Genomic DNA, 16,084 nt, shown 5'->3' with positions numbered 1-16,084 from the left:
TATTTTTGGTAAAATAAAAACAGTCGTGCCTCACCATTTATCGCCATTTTGTTTTCATGTATCCTCGCCCTAGCAGCTGAGAGTTACACGATACAACCTCCAATTAGAGAATGACGCTCTCTATGGGGAACAAAATGGACATACAAATGTGAGCACAAAGGCTGCAATATTTTACACAAAGGCTATTATAGTTTTTTTTCGTGTCTAAGTCAACAATTTTTGTATAGTCTTTATAATAAGGAGTATGGTATGATATAATTAATAGGTCCTCAGTTTTAGAAATATGACAGAAACTCTCATTTTTTTATTTATATGGTTCATACATATAAAGAGAGGAAGTATGTGCGGGTGAGTGAAAAAAATGAACGTTCAAGAACGCGATCAATACGCCATGTTTAAGCAAAAGTTTTTCGATTGGTTTTTAACAGAAGAAGATTTTACAGATTTACCTCGCATCATCCAAGCGCTGATCACTTTATTGCAAAAAGAGTTTCACTTGTTAGATGTCACGTTTTATGTGCTTAACCCGTTTAAACACGCTTTTGAACCTGAAGTGACGACAAATCACATCATTGAACAACAGCGAGAAAAATATATGATTCCGTTTGATGAGCAGCTAAAACAACAGTTTGATGATGTTGTTGTCATCGATGATGAAAGCGAAATCAAAACCGTTCAGTTTGGTATACATTTTTCAGAAGATTCACTCGGACTCGTTCGTTTTCAGCTTCATGTGCGAGATATGATACCGAGATCGTTAATTAAACAAATGAGACAAGACTTTTTAAAAGTGTTTGCTCGCATTCGCAAAGTGTCTGAAGTATTAAGTGAGGAAAAAAGATACGAACAATTGCATCGAGCGGCAACAAAAATTCATGCGTCTATGAATATCGGGGATGTACTTGAGGAAATTGTAAAAACATTAAAAGAAGTATATCCGGCATTTACGTTTCATTTGTTTTTATCTTATGACAGCACAACAGACCGAGATTTGCCGATTAAACTACTTACATTTGAAAATGAAGATGAGCACATGGGGGCGATGCAAGCGTATGTCACTGGACAAATCCAGCTTCATGATTCGCTTGTTTATAAAAAGTCTGTGATTTATGCTCCGATTAAAGGAGCTCAAGGGATTTACGGGGTGATCGAAATGATTGCTCCGACAATTATGGAGCTGCCAGAACGGGAAATGCGCTTTATTTCCTTATTGGCAAATACGGCTGGTAGCGCATTAGAAAATGCAAAATTATACGAACAATCGAAACGATTAATTGCTGATTTACAACTTATTAACGAGACGATTCACCACTTAAATACGAACTTACGCTTCCAAGACGCCCTGCAGTTTATGATTGAAAAAATTAAAACGTCATTCGATGCGGAAGAAGTCGGTTTTATTATTTTACAAGAAAAAGAGCGTAAAGTACTTCCTGGAAGTACGGCATTTTTCCAATCACGCGAAGCAAAGGCATATGTAGATTTCGTTTTCCATCGCATTCAACATCCACGGGATAATTTATTTTTAGGTGATGTGAAAATTCATAGTGATCATGCAAAACGTTTTCGTTCGCTTATGGCCGTACCGATGATGCGCGGAATGATGAAAGGTGTAGCGATCGTGTTACATCAAGAGGCGTACCACTTTTCGTTTGATATGTTTAAATTGTTACAATCACTTATTCATCATTCCACGTTGGCGTTTACAAACGCAGCATTGCGTGAAGAACTTGAACGAATGGTCATTACAGATCGGCTAACAAATTTATATGCACGTCATTATTTAGATGAACGTATCCAACGTTCGATGGAAGAGGATGGATTAGGTACATTTATTTTAATAGATATTGATAATTTCAAAAAAATAAACGATACGTACGGACATCAAGTAGGCGATGAAATTATTATTCAAGTAGCAAATATTATTAAAGCGAACATTCGCCAAAATGATATTGGAGCTCGATGGGGAGGAGAAGAACTCGCCATTTATTTACCAAAAGTGTCTATTAATGCAGGTTTATCGATTGCGAACCGCTTAGTACAAAAAGTTCGTGAGCTAACAAACCCACCGGTGACGATTTCTTGTGGGGTATCGTACTGGAAGAAAAATCGCGCGGACTCTGTGAAAGAGTTATTTAATCGCGCTGATGAAGCATTGTATACGGCGAAACGGACAGGGAAAAATCGCGTCGTTGTTCAAGAATATTAAAAAGAGGCCAAATATTTCGGCCTCTTTCTTATATGTTAACATATTGAATAAGCGTTTCAACAAACTGTTGTAAATACTGTTCATCTACTTCATCAAAACGGTTTTTTATTGGACTATCAATATCGAGCACACCAATCACACGGCCGTCTTTTATCATCGGAACGACAATTTCAGATTGAGATGCAGCATCGCATGCAATGTGGCCAGGAAATGTATGAACGTCTGCCACACGCACTGTTCGTTTTTCGGCCGCTGCTGTCCCACATACGCCTTTACCAAATGGAATGCGCACGCATGCGGGCAATCCTTGAAACGGTCCGAGAACAAGTTCATTTCCTTCTGTTATGTAAAAACCGACCCAATTAATATCGTGTAAAAAGTAGTTCAATAAAGCAGAAGCATTGGCTAGGTTTGCCACAACATTTTTTTCATCCGAAATTAACGCTCTTAATTGATCGATGACAAGTGCATAATTTTCTTCTCTTGTCCCTGTGTATGTTTGTGCATGAAACATGTATTTCACTCCTTTATATCAGCATATGTTCCATTCCTTGGTGAAGGCCAGCAACCGAGTGAGCATCCGAGCCATATACGAGCGGAATGCCGCGTTTTAACGCTTCTTTTACAACCCAATGAGGCGGATATGGCTCTAAGCAGAGCGGTTTTGTTGTGCCGGCACCGTTGTAGTCAAGTTCTAGTTGACGATTTTTCATTTCATCTAGAATGCGTGTGATGATTTTGTTCTCATCGTATTCACACGGATATGCTCGATGAAACTTGCGGACGAGCGTGATATGTCCGATACGTTTTGGTTTGTATGGGCCTAAATCGGCAACAACAGAAGCGAGAACGGTGTTATAATACGCATCATACACTCGTTCAATAGAGTGAAACGCTGCAACGATTTCGCCAAACATGTCTTCGCTATAATCGATACACATGTACCGATTGTTCATTTGTAAAAAATGAACGGATAAAATGCTATCGTCTAATTGTGGACCGATTTCATTTAAAAATGTTTTCGTTTCTTGTTCATATCCGACAATGAAATCAACCTCTAATCCGATGCGAATACGAATATGTCTTTCGTACTGTTTTTTTAATGATTGTAAAATTGATACGTACGACGCTAGTTGTTCTTCTTTCATCGCGCTATCTTGATAAGGGGTTGGATCGATAAATCCTTTCGGAAGCGGTGCGTGTTCGGTAAATGAAATATCTGTATAACCAAGCGAAATGGCCTTTTCGATATATTCATGCAGCGCATCGTCACTTCCGTGGGGACAAAACGGTGTATGAATATGCCCGTCACGCACGTTTTTCACCTCTTTTGGCGCAAAATTCGACAAAATCACGTTTTTTTAGGAAAAAAATTAAAATTTTTGCTCAAAAAATGTTGCTAACATGGTATCATAAAATCATTGAAAAGAAAATGCCTTCTCCACAAAAAAGAAAGCTTGACAACAAGGAGGCCCATTATGGAATTTGTAGCGATTAGTGCGCTCCTCGTCATCGGAGGACTTACATATACATATGTGTACCGAAAACGTTTATATAAACAAATTGATCAATTGGAACAATGGAAAATTTCTTTAATGAATCGCCCTGTACCAGAAGAAATGGCGAAAATTAAGTCATTAAATATGATGGGGGAAACAGAGCAGCTGTTTGAAAAGTGGCGGAATGAATGGGATGACATTGTCGCTGTTCAACTGCCGAACATAGAAGAAAAGTTGTTTGATATTGAGGAAGCAGTAGTCAAATATCGGTTTATGAAAGCAAAAGATGCGTTACAGCAAACAAAACAGCAGCTTCAAGAAATTGAAGGGAGCATTCAACGCATTTTACTAGAGTTACAAGAATTAGTTGGAAGTGAAGAAAAAAATCGTGAAGAAATTGAACAATTAAAAGAGAAGTATCGCCAAGTAAAAAAAGCGATGCTTACTCAACGTCATACGTTCGGGCGTACAGAAACTGCGCTTGAATCGCGATTAAATGCCCTTCAACAACAATTTCAAACATTTGAACAGTTAACGACGGAAGGGAATTATTTAGCTGCTCGTGAAGTAGTGTTGCTTATTCAAAATGAATTACATGAGTTGAACCATTTTATTGAACACATTCCACTTTTACTGAGCGATGCGCAAGTTGAAATTCCAGCACAACTTGACAATATTGTCGAAGGATATCGTGAACTGTTAGAGAAAGGATATGTGCTTGACCATTTGCCTGTTGACAAAGAAGTAGAAACGATTCGGGAGAAATTGTCAAAAGTGCTTACGCTGTTAGAAACGCTTGCTGTCGATGAAGCAGAAAAGCTTCTTCGAGAAGTGCAAGAAGATGTTGATACGTTGTACGATTTGTTAGAGAAAGAAGTATATGCGGAACGTTTCGTTCATGATGAAACGGAAAAAATTGAACAAACGCTTTACGAGTTAGAAGAAGAAACGAAAGAAACGCGCGATGAAACGTTATTTGTTCAGCAAAGTTATCATTTATCACAACATGATCTTGATAAATATCGACAAATTGAAAAACAAGTGCAACAATTGATGAAACGATTTATGTTAATTCAAACGAAAATGATCGAGGAGCGTTTAGCTTACTCGCTTATTCGTGAAGAATTGGAGGAAATTTTAGCGCAAATTGCTGCGGTGAAAGAAAAGCACGCCCAATTTCGTGAGCACTTATATGCATTAAGAAAAGACGAATTAGCAGCGCGTGAGAAATTAGCAGAAATGAAAAAACAATTGTCTGAAGCGATTCGGCTCGTGAAAAAAAGCAAACTTCCTGGGCTACCGGAATCTTATATGTTGCAAGTGAGCGAAGCGCGTGAAAGCTTAACGCGTGTGTCGCTTACATTAGACGGAAAACCGTTAAATATGGAAGCTGTTCATCAAGCGCTAGACGAGGCGGTCGTTTTTGTGCAAAATGTATGTGATCAAACAAAGGAAATGATTGAACAAGCTCGATTAGCTGAACAAGTCATTCAATATGGAAACCGTTACCGTCGTCGTTTCCATACGGTGAAAGAAGGATTAGAAGAAGCGGAACAGTTGTTTCGGCGATATGAATACGAATTATCCTTACAAAAAGCGATTGCTACGGTAGAGCAAGTGGAAGAAGGAGCGTTTGAACGTATTCGTGAGTGGCTAAAAGAAAACGAGTGAAAGGGAATCCCTTCACTCGTTTTTAACTTGCTTTTCTTTCGGTACGTGTGACATGATTTGTTTTGTTTAGCAATAAACCGATCAAGCCACCGACGAGTGCCGGTGTGAGCCAACCAATTCCTTGTTCAAACAAAGGTAACGTTTTTTCGTATACGTGTAAAATGGCGGATACATCAAATCCTGCTGTTTTTAGCCCATCAACGACGCTCACAAGAAATGTACCAGAAATCGCTCCGATGTAAACCGTTTGTTTTCCGCCAAAATAGTCATGTAAAAACGATAGAGCGACGAGAGTAATGGCTAACGGATAAATGATAATAAGCACAGGAATGGATAATGAAATCAGTTTTGTTAAACCGACATTTGCGATGAACGCGCTAAAGACGCTCATCACGATGACGAGCATTCGATAAGAGAGCTTTGGCGAAATTTTCGCAAAATAGCTTGCGCACGATGATAATAAACCGACAGATGTCGTTAAGCACGCAAGCATAATAATAACCGATAAGATGACTGTCCCTGCTTCGCCAAATAAGTAAGTGGCTGCTTGGCTAATAATTTCTCCACCGTTATCGCGATAACCAATCGCCTGCACGCTTGATGAACCGATGAAAGCGAGCGATAAATAAACGAGCGTTAGTCCAGAGGCAGCAATAAGCCCAGCTTGAATGCAAAGTTTTGTCAGTTGTTTTTTGTTTGTTATTCCTTTTTGTTGAATAGCCTGAATGACAATAATACCAAAAACGAGCGCAGCAATGGCATCCATCGTTAAGTATCCGTCAATAAATCCTTTAAATAACGGCGCATGTGCATAGGCATCGGTTGGTTTTTGGATTTCTCCCATAGGTGTCCATACACTTTTGATAAAAAACAAAGTAAGACCGATAAGTAAAAGCGGTGTTAATAACTTACCGATGCGGTCAACTAATTTCGATGGATTTAATGCCAACCAAAGCGATACAATGAAATAAATGACTGTATACGCGGCTAACATGATGGAACGATCGGCTGTTTCAGGTAAAAATGGCGTCACTCCAATTTCAAACGAGACAGTCCCTGTACGTGGAATGCCGAAAAAGGGGCCGATCGCTAAATACATGATCGTTGTGAAGATAACACCAAATACAGGATGTACTCGACTAGCTAATTGTTGTAAATCACTTCCTGTTTTTGCAATGGCGCTTACGGCTAAAACGGGTAATCCGACGCCGGTAATTAAAAAGCCAGCAATAGCAATCCATACGTTTTCTCCTGCTGCTTGTCCGAGAGCAGGAGGAAAAATCATGTTACCAGCGCCGAAAAATAAAGCAAATAACATGAAACCGACAGCGATTAAATCTTTTTTCGACATGTTGATCCTCCTTTGTTGTCTCCGTACCAGCCTATATACTACCATACAAAATAAAAATTTTGTCGTTTTTATCAAAAGTTTCAATCTTTAAAATATTCTTTGATCATTTCTTTTTTGAATAAAGATGTGATAATATAAGAAGGCTGTTTGTATATGAACGTATATGGAGGCAAGGGCGATGATGTATTTAGATAATAGCGCCACAACAAAACCGTTTCCAGAAGTGTTGCAATCTTTTATGAAAGTAGCGAACGATTATTTCGGCAATCCGTCGTCGCTACATGGATTAGGTATGCAGGCAGAGCGATTGCTTACACAAGCAAGAGAACAAATCGCACGTCTGCTTGAGGTGAAACCGACCGAAGTGATTTTTACATCAGGTGGGACGGAAGGAAACAATTTAGCAATTAAAGGGGTTGCTTGGCAGCACCAGCAGCGCGGGCGTCATATTATTACAACAGCGATTGAACATCCGTCCGTTACCGAAGCATGTAAACAACTTGAACAACTTGGCTTTCAAGTGACATATGTGCCCGTCGATGAACGTGGCATCGTTTCTCCAACACATATTGAACAAGCGTTGCGTGACGATACGATTCTCGTTTCTGTGATGCATGTCAATAATGAAGTAGGTTCCATCCAGCCAATTGAACAAATCGGGATGTTATTAAAAAAATATCCAAAAGTGCTTTTTCACGTGGATGGAGTGCAAGGTGCGGCGAAGGTGCCGCTTCATTTAAAGCGCGCAAATGTGGATTTATATACGATATCCGCTCATAAATTTCACGGTTTAAAAGGAGCAGGCGTATTGTATGTGCGCGAAGGTGTACGCCTTTCTCCGCTTTTATCTGGCGGGGCTCAGGAAATGCAGTTGCGTTCTGGAACAGAAAATGTCGCTGCCATTGTAGCGATGGCGAAAGCGTTGCGAATGTCTGTTGAAAAGTATCACGAAGCCTCTGCACGCCTTGAAGAAATGAAGCGAGCGCTTATCGAACGTTTACAAGCGATTGAAGGCATTGTTGTTCATACCCCGTTGGAACAATCGGCTCCGCATATTATCCATTTTTCTTTAGAAGGAGTCAAATCAGAGGCATTTGTGCATGAATTAGAAAAACAACATGTATATGTATCAACAACATCAGCTTGTTCATCTCGGAAAAAAGCGCCAAGCAAAACATTGTTAGCTATGGGAGTTGAAAAAATGCGAGCGGAGCGTTCCATTCGCATAAGCTTATCATACGAACAACAAATGGAGCACATCTCCATAATCGTTGAAGCAATTGAACGAGCATACGAACGATTAAAAATAGTAGCGAGGGGAACGAAATGACATACGATCATATTGTAATTCGTTACGGTGAAATGTCGACAAAGGGAAAAAACCGTTTGCAATTTGTACGATGTTTAAAACGAAATATAGCAAAAAAATTAAAACATTTTCCAAATCTTCAAATTGAAGCATTACGCGATCGGATGTACGTTCGTTTACATCATACACCACCGCAACCTGTTATTGAAAAATTGCAAGAAGTGTTCGGGATTCAATCGTTAAGTTTAGCGTTAAAAACGGAGAGCGATTTAGAAAAAATAAAAGAGGCTACGCTTTATTTCGTAAAACAATTTCCATATGAAGGGAAAACGTTTAAAATATCCGCAAGAAGAGCGGATAAACAATTCCCGGTCACAACAAATGAATTAAACTATGAACTCGGTAGTTATGTGTTAAAAAATACAACAGGTTTAACAGTCGATGTCCATCATCCTGACATTGATGTTCGAGTGGAAGTTCGAAAAGAAGGTACGTATATTACAGCGTACGACGTACCTGGAGCAGGTGGTTTGCCTGTTGGAACGAGTGGAAAAGCGATGCTCATGCTTTCTGGTGGAATTGATAGTCCGGTAGCGGGATATTTAGCAATGAAGCGCGGCTTGCAAATTGAAGCGGTTCACTTTTTTAGCCCGCCGTTTACAAGTGAACGAGCAAAGCAAAAAGTCATTGACTTAGCTCAACGTTTGACGGAATTTGGCGGAACGATTCGCCTTCATATTGTGCCGTTTACGGAGTTGCAACAAGCAATTTATAAACAAGTGCCAGAAAACTACTCCCTTATTTCAACTCGTCGTGCGATGTTGCGCATTACAGATGAAATTCGTAAAAAAGAAAATGGATTAGCGATCGTGACGGGAGAAAGTTTAGGACAAGTGGCTAGCCAAACATTGGAAAGTATGGTCGTCGTCAACGATGTAACAACGACGCCAATTCTTCGGCCACTTATTTCAATGGACAAAACGGAGATTATTGCAATTGCTGAACGAATTGGGACACATCATATTTCCATTCGTCCATATGAAGATTGTTGTACAATTTTTACTCCAAAAGCACCGAAAACGAAACCGAAAAAAGAGAAAATTATTCAATATGAACAGTTTTTACCTTTAGAAGAAATGATTGCGGAGACGGTCGCTCGTGTCGAAACGATTACGTTGAAACCAGATCAACCATTGGACGAGCTCTTTTAAATGTATGAAGTTCATTCGTTTTGCACAACCTATAGATGCGAGGGGGTGAAAACGAATGGCAAATCGAAATCGATTGCTCGTCCCTGGTGTGCAACAAGCGATTGATCAAATGAAATACGAGATCGCTCAAGAATTTGGTGTGCAGTTAGGTCCAGATACAACTGCACGAGCAAACGGTTCTGTTGGCGGCGAGATTACAAAACGTCTCGTGAAAATGGCAGAACAACAACTCAGTAGCCAAAATAAATAATAAACAAAACTCGGTAGCGCGTTCTACCGAGTTTTTTATCTTTTAAAAATTTTTAGAAAAGTTATACAAAACTATTCGATTTTTTTGTATAATTTTCTTGTATCATATTGGTTAAGGGGGAGAGGGAAATGAATTTAATCGCACCAGAAAAGTATAATTTAACGAGCGAATTTGAAAAGTATGCAGATGATCCAAACCGAATCGCGTTAAAATGGGAAAGTGAAACGGGGGAAACAAAAGAGGTTACATATGTTGAACTGATGAAACAGGCGAATAAAATTGCAAACGCTTTCGTTAGTCGTCAGTTACAAAAAGGCGATAAAGTACTCGTTATGCTCCCGCGTTTGTTGGAGGCATATGCAGTATATATTGGGGCATTGAAAGCAGGACTTGTCGTTATTCCAAGCTCTGAAATGTTGCGCACAAAAGATTTACAATATCGCATCTCCCATGGGGAAGTAAAAGGAGTTGTTGCGTATTTTCCATATATTGAGCAATTTTCTTCGATTGAAGGTATGGAAAATATTGTTTCGTTTTCTGTTGGCGGTTCGACTGAGCGCTGGCTCGATTTGCATGACGAAATGGCAAAGCAAAGCGATACATTCATGGCTGTAGAAACGTCGCGAGAAGATATGGCGTTTTTATCGTATACATCGGGAACGACAGGAAATCCAAAAGGTGTAGTGCACACGCACGCTTGGGCATATGCCCATTTACGAACAGCCGCAAAAAATTGGCTTTGTATTGAAGAAGGAGACCTCGTTTGGGCAACAGCAAGCCCTGGATGGCAGAAGTGGGTGTGGAGTCCATTTCTATCGACTCTTGGCTCTGGAGCGACAGGGTTTGTGTACTACGGTCGGTTTGAGCCAGAAAAATATTTGCAGCTGTTAGAAAAATATCATATCAACGTCCTTTGTTGTACACCGACAGAATATCGTCTCATGGCTAAAGTCCCGACAATTTCCCAATATAAATTACCGCATTTGCATAGCGCTGTATCCGCTGGCGAACCGTTGAATCGTGAAGTGATCGATACGTTTGAGCGCTATTTCGGTGTTCAAGTTCGCGATGGATATGGACAAACAGAAAACACATTGCTTGTCGGGGTTATGAAAGGAATGAAAATAAAACCGGGATCGATGGGGAAACCAACGCCAGGAAATCGCGTCGAAATTATTAATGAGTTTGGGGAGCCTTGTGCTGTTGGAGAAGTTGGCGATATTGCTGTTCATGTTGAAACGCCAGCTTTGTTTAAATGTTACTATAAAGATCCGGAACGAACAGCGATGCAGTTCAGAGGGGAATATTATATTACTGGTGATAAAGCGAAAAAAGATGAAGAGGGGTATTTCTGGTTCGAAGGCCGTGGCGATGATATTATTATTAGCTCCGGCTATACGATTGGACCGTTTGAAGTAGAAGATGCGTTAGTGAAACATCCATTTGTGAAAGAATGTGCGGTTGTTGCTAGTCCAGATGAAATTCGGGGACACGTTGTTAAAGCGTTTATTGTATTGCGTGAAGGAGTAGATAAAAATGACCCGAATTTAATTCCGCAACTTCAAGAGCATGTAAAGCAGCTCACAGCGCCATATAAATATCCGCGCAAAATTGAGTTTGTCGACGATCTGCCAAAAACGACTTCTGGAAAAATTCGTCGTGTTGAATTGCGCGAACGTGAAATGAAAGCTATGCAAAAATAACATGTTCCGCTCCGATTCATTCGGAGCGGAAAAAAAGCTTGACGGACCAAAAAAAATTGTGTACTATTCTTTTTAGAATTTTCTTAAAATTAAGAAATGTTTTTTATGACCTCTTTTGATAACGCTTACATTTTTGTTTTTTCGTTGTGTAAAGTCATAAAGATATAAAAACGTCCATAAAGTGTTATCGAAAGAGAGAGAAATAAAGAAAAAGGGGGGAATGAAGTGGGTATATTGAAAGTGCAAAACGTGTCCATTCGCTTCGGCGGTGTATTGGCACTTGATTCTGTTTCCTTTGAAGTGAAAGAAGGGGAAATTTTCTCATTGATCGGCCCAAACGGAGCAGGAAAAACGAGTATGTTGAACTGTATTAGCGGGCTGTATAAACCGACAGAGGGCGACATCTTTTTCAAAGATGAGCGCATTACACATGTGAAGCCGCATAAACGAGCGGCCTTAGGTATTGCACGCGCTTTCCAAAATATCGAGTTATTTCCGCATTTATCTGTATTGGACAATCTTATGCTCGGTAGGCATGTGCGGATGAAAACAGGAGTGCTTGCAGGTGGATTGTACTGGGGGAAAGCGCAAAAAGAAGAAGTAGAGCATCGTTATAAAGTCGAAGAAGTGATCGATTTTTTAGAGCTCGAGCATGTGCGCAATGTGCCTGTTGGTACGCTCTCTTACGGTCTACAAAAACGGGTAGAAGTCGGTCGCGCATTAGCGATGGATCCTGATTTACTATTGCTTGATGAACCAATGGCTGGCATGAACAACGAAGAAAAAGAAGACATGGCGCGTTATATTATTGATATTCACGAAGAAAAAAAGACGACAATTATTTTAATTGAACATGATATGGGCGTTGTGATGGATTTATCCAATCATATTGCTGTGTTAGATTTCGGAAAATTGATCGCGTACGGAACGCCAAAAGAAGTACAAACAAATCCGCACGTCATAGAAGCATATTTAGGAGAAGAACATGCGGGATAAAGGGGGAGTTTTATGGAACAAATGACGTTTCCACAGCTATTAGCCGCTCGTGCGCGACAAAAACCAACACAAGTCGCTCTGCGCGAAAAAGATTACGGCATTTGGAACGAATACACATATAGCGATTATTACGAACAAGTGAAAGCGTTCGCATTAGGAATTGCTTCGCTCGGGTTTCGACGCGGCGATAAACTGGCTATTATTGGCGATAACCGTCCAGAGTGGGTATTTAGCCAACTCGCAGCTCAAAGTTTAGGAGGTATTTCCGTTGGCATTTATCAAGAATCGTTACCAAACGAATTAGCGTATATTATTGACAATTGCGATGCGACGTTTGTTGTCGTCGAGGATCAAGAGCAAGTTGATAAAGTGTTAGAAGTGGAACAAGAACTTTCGAAAGTGAAACATATTATTTACTACGATTCACGCGGTATGCGAAACTATAAGCACGATAAATTATTGTATTTTCAAGATGTACAAACGCTCGGTCGACAATTTGAACAAACGCACCCGACATATTTTGATGATGAAGTGCAAAAAGGATGTTATGATGATATCGCCATTTTATCGTATACATCTGGAACGACGGGCAATCCGAAAGGGACGGAACTTTCTTATCGCAACTTATTCGAAATGGCAAAAAACCTCGCAAAAATCGATCCACTTGACGAACAAGACGAATACCTTTCATTTTTACCGCTCGCTTGGATAGGCGAACAAATGATGACCATTTCCATGGCATTCCACTGCAACATTGTTGTGAACTTTCCAGAAGAACCTTCAACGGTGTTTGAAAATTTACGAGAGATTGGACCACACGTTATGTTTTCACCACCGCGCATTTATGAAGACATCGTTTCAAAATTTCAAGTGCGCATTCAAGATGCAAGTTGGTTGAAACGAAAAATGTATGAATGGTGCAAGCCGATTGGAGAAAAAGTAGCAGAAGCGCATTTTACGAAAAGCGACGTTTCCTTTTGGACGAAGTGCTTGTATAAACTAGCTGATTATTTCGTCTTTAGCGCTATTCGTGACCATTTTGGATTGCTGCGCTTAAAGCGAGCGTATACAGGTGGCGCTCCGTTAGGCCCAGATGTGTTTCGCTTTTTCCATAGCATTGGGGTGAACGTAAAAAGTATATACGGTCAAACAGAAGTATCAGGAATTGCGATCGTTCATCGCGATGGGGACATTAAAGTAGATAGCGTTGGTATACCAATCCCAGAAACAGAAGTGAAAATTTCTGAGCAAGGCGAAATTTTGTTAAAAAGCCCGAGTGTATGTTGTGGCTATTATAAAAACGAAAAGGCAACGAGAGAGACGATCGAAGACGGCTGGCTTCATACAGGTGATGCGGGATATGTAGATGAATCAGGCCATTTGTATGTTATTGATCGTTTAAAAGATGTCATTCGTTTACAAACAGGTGAGATGTTTTCGCCGCAATTTATTGAAAATAAACTAAAATTTAGCCCTTACATTCAAGAAGCGGTTGCCATTGGTCGCGATCGTCCGTACGTTGTGGCGATCATTAATATCGATATGGCTAATGTTGGGCGATGGGCAGAAAAAAATCAGCTTGTGTATACGACATATTCCGATTTGTCCGCAAAACAAGAAGTGATTCAACTCATTCAAGAACAAGTGAATGAAATTAATCAATCGTTGCCAGAAAAGGCACGTGTGAAAAAGTTTGTTTTGCTTTATAAAGAGCTTGATGCAGATGATGAAGAATTAACGAGAACGAAAAAAGTGCGTCGTCAATTTATTGCCAAAAAATATGCCTCACTTATTGAAGGGATGTACTCAGAAACAGACCACATTGATGTAGAAGGAACCATTAAATATCGTGATGGCAAAGAGCAAGTCATTAAAACGACGTTGAAAGTCGTCTCGATTGATGAAGGGGAGGGAGCAGCGTAAATGGCTTTTTTCTTACAAATGCTTGTCACTGGTATCGTTGTCGGGAGCGTATATGCGCTCGTTGCGCTAGGGTTTGTCCTCATTTACAAATCGAGCGATGCTATTAACTTTGCTCAAGGCGAATTTTTGCTCATCGGGACGTATGTTTGTTTGACGCTTGTGGCTAGCTATAACGTTCCGTTCATTGCTGCCTTGTTGCTCGCTTTAGCGTTTAGTGCATTGCTTGGTTGGAGTGTAGAAAAAGTTGTGTTGCGTCCTTTCATTGGAAAGCCAGTGATTTCTATGATTATGGCAACGATCGGATTATCGAGCGTACTTGCAGGAATCGTTCATATTATTTGGGGACACGAAACGCGCGTATATCCGCCTGTTTTTTCAGAAAAACCGTTGCAGTTCGGAGAAGTCATTATCGCACCTGTATACGCATGGTCGTTTGTCATTGTTATGATTTGGCTCATGATTTTTACGTTGTTTTTCAAATATTCGCGGTTTGGAATTGCCATGCGAGCGACAGCAGACGATCAACAAGCAGCTTTGTCTATGGGGATTAGCGTAAAAACAATTTTTGCGATTGCTTGGGTAATTGCAGCCATCGTATCAGCTGTTGGTGGGGTGTTATTAGGAAATATTAACGGGGTCAACTCTTCGCTTTCACTAATCGGATTAAAAGTGTTACCTGTCGCTATTTTAGGTGGACTTGACAGCATCCCAGGGGCGATCATTGGCGGTATTTTAATCGGGATTATTGAAAGTATGACAGGAGGATATTTAGACCCGCTTGTCGGCGGCGGCTTAAAAGAAGTGATCCCATTTGTCATTTTAGTTATCATTTTAATGGTTAAACCGTATGGGCTATTTGGAAAGAAAGAAATCGAAAGGGTGTGAGAAATGGTGCGAAATCCGTTTGTTATGCAATGTGGTGAATTTCATGTTGATTATAGGCAAGATATGGCTATTTGGAAAATTGCTCGCGTGCGTTGGCGTATTTTTATGATTGTAGCGCTATTTGCTCTTTTTCCTATGGTCGCGACAGACTATGTAGTCGGTTTGGCGACATTATGTGGGATTGCAGCCATTGGAGCGATCGGATTAAATATTTTAACAGGGTTTACTGGTCAAATTTCGATCGGGGTTGGCGCATTTTTAGGGGTAGGAGGTTATACATCAGCGATTTTAACAACGAAGTTAGGGCTTAGCTTTTGGGCTGCTTTTCCGCTTGCTGGGTTAATTACTGCGCTTGTCGGTGCTCTGTTTGGGATCCCGTCTTTGCGCTTAAAAGGGCTATATTTAGCCATTGCCACATTGGCGGCGCAAGTCATCATTTTGTTTGTCATTTCAAGATGGGATTCATTAACAGGGGGAACTGCTGGGCTCGTATTGAACCGTCCACAGATCGGTTCGTTTACGTTCATGAGCGAAACGAGCTATTACTATTTAATGTTTGTTGTTTTACTTATCACAATCGTCTTCTCACTCAACTTATTTCGCACGCGTGTTGGGCGAGCGTTCATTGCGATTCGCGACCGCGATATTGCAGCAGAAGTGATGGGCATTGATTTGTTTAAATATAAAGTGCTTGCTTTCTTCGTTAGCTCGTTTTTCGTCGGTATTGCCGGGGCGCTTCTCGGTCATTACACGATGATTGTCAGCCCTGAGCTTTACAGCATTTCCGTTTCAATTGAATATTTAGCCATGATTTTAGTCGGCGGTTTAGGAAGCGTGTTCGGTTCATTGTATGGGGCTGTATTCATTACGCTCATGCCTGTTGTATTACGAAGCGTTGTAGATGTATTGAGCGGCACGTTTCCTGGACTAGAGGGAGTGCTTGTTGGAATGAAGGAAGTCGTCTTCGGTGTTGTCATCATTTTATTTCTCGTGTATGAGCCAGACGGATTAAATAAAATTTGGTCAAATATAAAAAACTATTTCCGCCTTTGGCCATTTTCTTATACGAAGTAGTAT

13 protein-coding genes are annotated in these 16,084 nt (G+C 40.4%); 10 read left to right on the top strand and 3 right to left on the bottom strand.

Features of this window, described 5'->3' with window-relative positions; all coding sequences use genetic code 11:
* Positions 1–361: 361 nt before the first annotated feature.
* On the top strand, positions 362–2,209 hold the full coding sequence (locus AFK25_RS11815; protein WP_033383243.1) for a sensor domain-containing diguanylate cyclase: 1,848 nt from the start codon (positions 362–364) through the stop codon (positions 2,207–2,209).
* 28 nt (positions 2,210–2,237) lie between these two features.
* On the opposite strand, the gene AFK25_RS11810 is transcribed toward AFK25_RS11815, so the two are convergent.
* Entirely contained in the window at positions 2,238–2,723 is a 486-nt protein-coding gene (locus AFK25_RS11810) for a GAF domain-containing protein (protein ID WP_026011492.1), read from the bottom strand.
* A gap of 13 nt (positions 2,724–2,736) precedes the next feature.
* Positions 2,737–3,525 (bottom strand): histidinol-phosphatase HisJ, encoded by a 789-nt coding sequence (gene hisJ, locus AFK25_RS11805; RefSeq protein WP_035065315.1) that lies wholly within the window; start codon positions 3,523–3,525, stop codon positions 2,737–2,739.
* 162 nt (positions 3,526–3,687) lie between these two features.
* Here hisJ and ezrA point away from each other — a divergent pair, with 162 nt between their 5' ends.
* Entirely contained in the window at positions 3,688–5,379 is a 1,692-nt protein-coding gene (gene ezrA, locus AFK25_RS11800) for a septation ring formation regulator EzrA (RefSeq protein WP_009361553.1), read from the top strand.
* A 22-nt stretch (positions 5,380–5,401) separates the two neighbouring features.
* Here ezrA and brnQ read toward each other — a convergent pair whose 3' ends face one another.
* A complete protein-coding gene (brnQ, locus tag AFK25_RS11795) occupies positions 5,402–6,730 on the bottom strand; it encodes a branched-chain amino acid transport system II carrier protein (RefSeq protein WP_009361552.1) in 1,329 nt (442 codons plus the stop codon).
* A 178-nt stretch (positions 6,731–6,908) separates the two neighbouring features.
* Between brnQ and AFK25_RS11790 the strand changes: the two genes are divergently transcribed.
* The 8 genes from AFK25_RS11790 to AFK25_RS11755 all read left to right on the top strand — a co-directional run bounded on the left by AFK25_RS11790 (position 6,909) and on the right by AFK25_RS11755 (position 16,081).
* A complete protein-coding gene (locus tag AFK25_RS11790; protein WP_019416664.1) occupies positions 6,909–8,060 on the top strand; it encodes a cysteine desulfurase family protein in 1,152 nt (383 codons plus the stop codon).
* A complete protein-coding gene (thiI, locus tag AFK25_RS11785) occupies positions 8,057–9,250 on the top strand; it encodes a tRNA uracil 4-sulfurtransferase ThiI (RefSeq protein ID WP_035065318.1) in 1,194 nt (397 codons plus the stop codon). Before AFK25_RS11790 ends, thiI begins: the two co-directional genes overlap by 4 nt.
* Positions 9,251–9,305: 55 nt before the next feature.
* Complete coding sequence (locus AFK25_RS11780) at positions 9,306–9,500, top strand: alpha/beta-type small acid-soluble spore protein (RefSeq protein ID WP_009361549.1); 195 nt, start codon at positions 9,306–9,308, stop codon at positions 9,498–9,500.
* A 128-nt stretch (positions 9,501–9,628) separates the two neighbouring features.
* Positions 9,629–11,203 (top strand): acyl-CoA synthetase MbcS, encoded by a 1,575-nt coding sequence (gene mbcS, locus AFK25_RS11775; RefSeq protein ID WP_035065321.1) that lies wholly within the window; start codon positions 9,629–9,631, stop codon positions 11,201–11,203.
* A 225-nt stretch (positions 11,204–11,428) separates the two neighbouring features.
* Positions 11,429–12,199 carry an ABC transporter ATP-binding protein gene (locus AFK25_RS11770; RefSeq protein ID WP_035065323.1) on the top strand — a complete coding sequence of 257 codons (771 nt, stop codon included), beginning with the start codon at positions 11,429–11,431 and terminating at the stop codon, positions 12,197–12,199.
* Between the two features lie 12 nt (positions 12,200–12,211).
* Complete coding sequence (locus AFK25_RS11765; protein WP_009361546.1) at positions 12,212–14,122, top strand: AMP-binding protein; 1,911 nt, start codon at positions 12,212–12,214, stop codon at positions 14,120–14,122.
* The gene (locus AFK25_RS11760) at positions 14,123–15,007 is read left to right on the top strand and encodes a branched-chain amino acid ABC transporter permease (protein ID WP_035065326.1); all 885 of its coding nucleotides are present in this window, start codon (positions 14,123–14,125) and stop codon (positions 15,005–15,007) included. It begins immediately after the preceding gene.
* Between the two features lie 3 nt (positions 15,008–15,010).
* Positions 15,011–16,081: a branched-chain amino acid ABC transporter permease gene (locus tag AFK25_RS11755; RefSeq protein WP_205626193.1), complete on the top strand. Its 1,071-nt coding sequence runs from the start codon at positions 15,011–15,013 to the stop codon at positions 16,079–16,081.
* Positions 16,082–16,084: the final 3 nt, after the last annotated feature.

The organism is Anoxybacillus gonensis (genome assembly GCF_001187595.1).
GTDB lineage: Bacteria > Bacillota > Bacilli > Bacillales > Anoxybacillaceae > Anoxybacillus > Anoxybacillus gonensis.
Note: the sequence above shows the minus strand (reverse complement) of the source record. Positions and strands in the feature narration are given on the sequence as shown.

Coding starts and splice junctions, on each gene's coding strand:
- AFK25_RS11815 (WP_033383243.1), top strand. CDS start 362: ATGAACGTTCAAGAACGCGATCAATACGCCATGTTTAAGCAAAAGTTT.
- AFK25_RS11810 (WP_026011492.1), bottom strand. CDS start 2,723: ATGTTTCATGCACAAACATACACAGGGACAAGAGAAGAAAATTATGCA.
- ezrA (WP_009361553.1), top strand. CDS start 3,688: ATGGAATTTGTAGCGATTAGTGCGCTCCTCGTCATCGGAGGACTTACA.
- brnQ (WP_009361552.1), bottom strand. CDS start 6,730: ATGTCGAAAAAAGATTTAATCGCTGTCGGTTTCATGTTATTTGCTTTA.
- AFK25_RS11790 (WP_019416664.1), top strand. CDS start 6,909: ATGATGTATTTAGATAATAGCGCCACAACAAAACCGTTTCCAGAAGTG.
- thiI (WP_035065318.1), top strand. CDS start 8,057: ATGACATACGATCATATTGTAATTCGTTACGGTGAAATGTCGACAAAG.
- AFK25_RS11780 (WP_009361549.1), top strand. CDS start 9,306: ATGGCAAATCGAAATCGATTGCTCGTCCCTGGTGTGCAACAAGCGATT.
- mbcS (WP_035065321.1), top strand. CDS start 9,629: ATGAATTTAATCGCACCAGAAAAGTATAATTTAACGAGCGAATTTGAA.
- AFK25_RS11765 (WP_009361546.1), top strand. CDS start 12,212: ATGGAACAAATGACGTTTCCACAGCTATTAGCCGCTCGTGCGCGACAA.
- AFK25_RS11760 (WP_035065326.1), top strand. CDS start 14,123: ATGGCTTTTTTCTTACAAATGCTTGTCACTGGTATCGTTGTCGGGAGC.
- AFK25_RS11755 (WP_205626193.1), top strand. CDS start 15,011: ATGGTGCGAAATCCGTTTGTTATGCAATGTGGTGAATTTCATGTTGAT.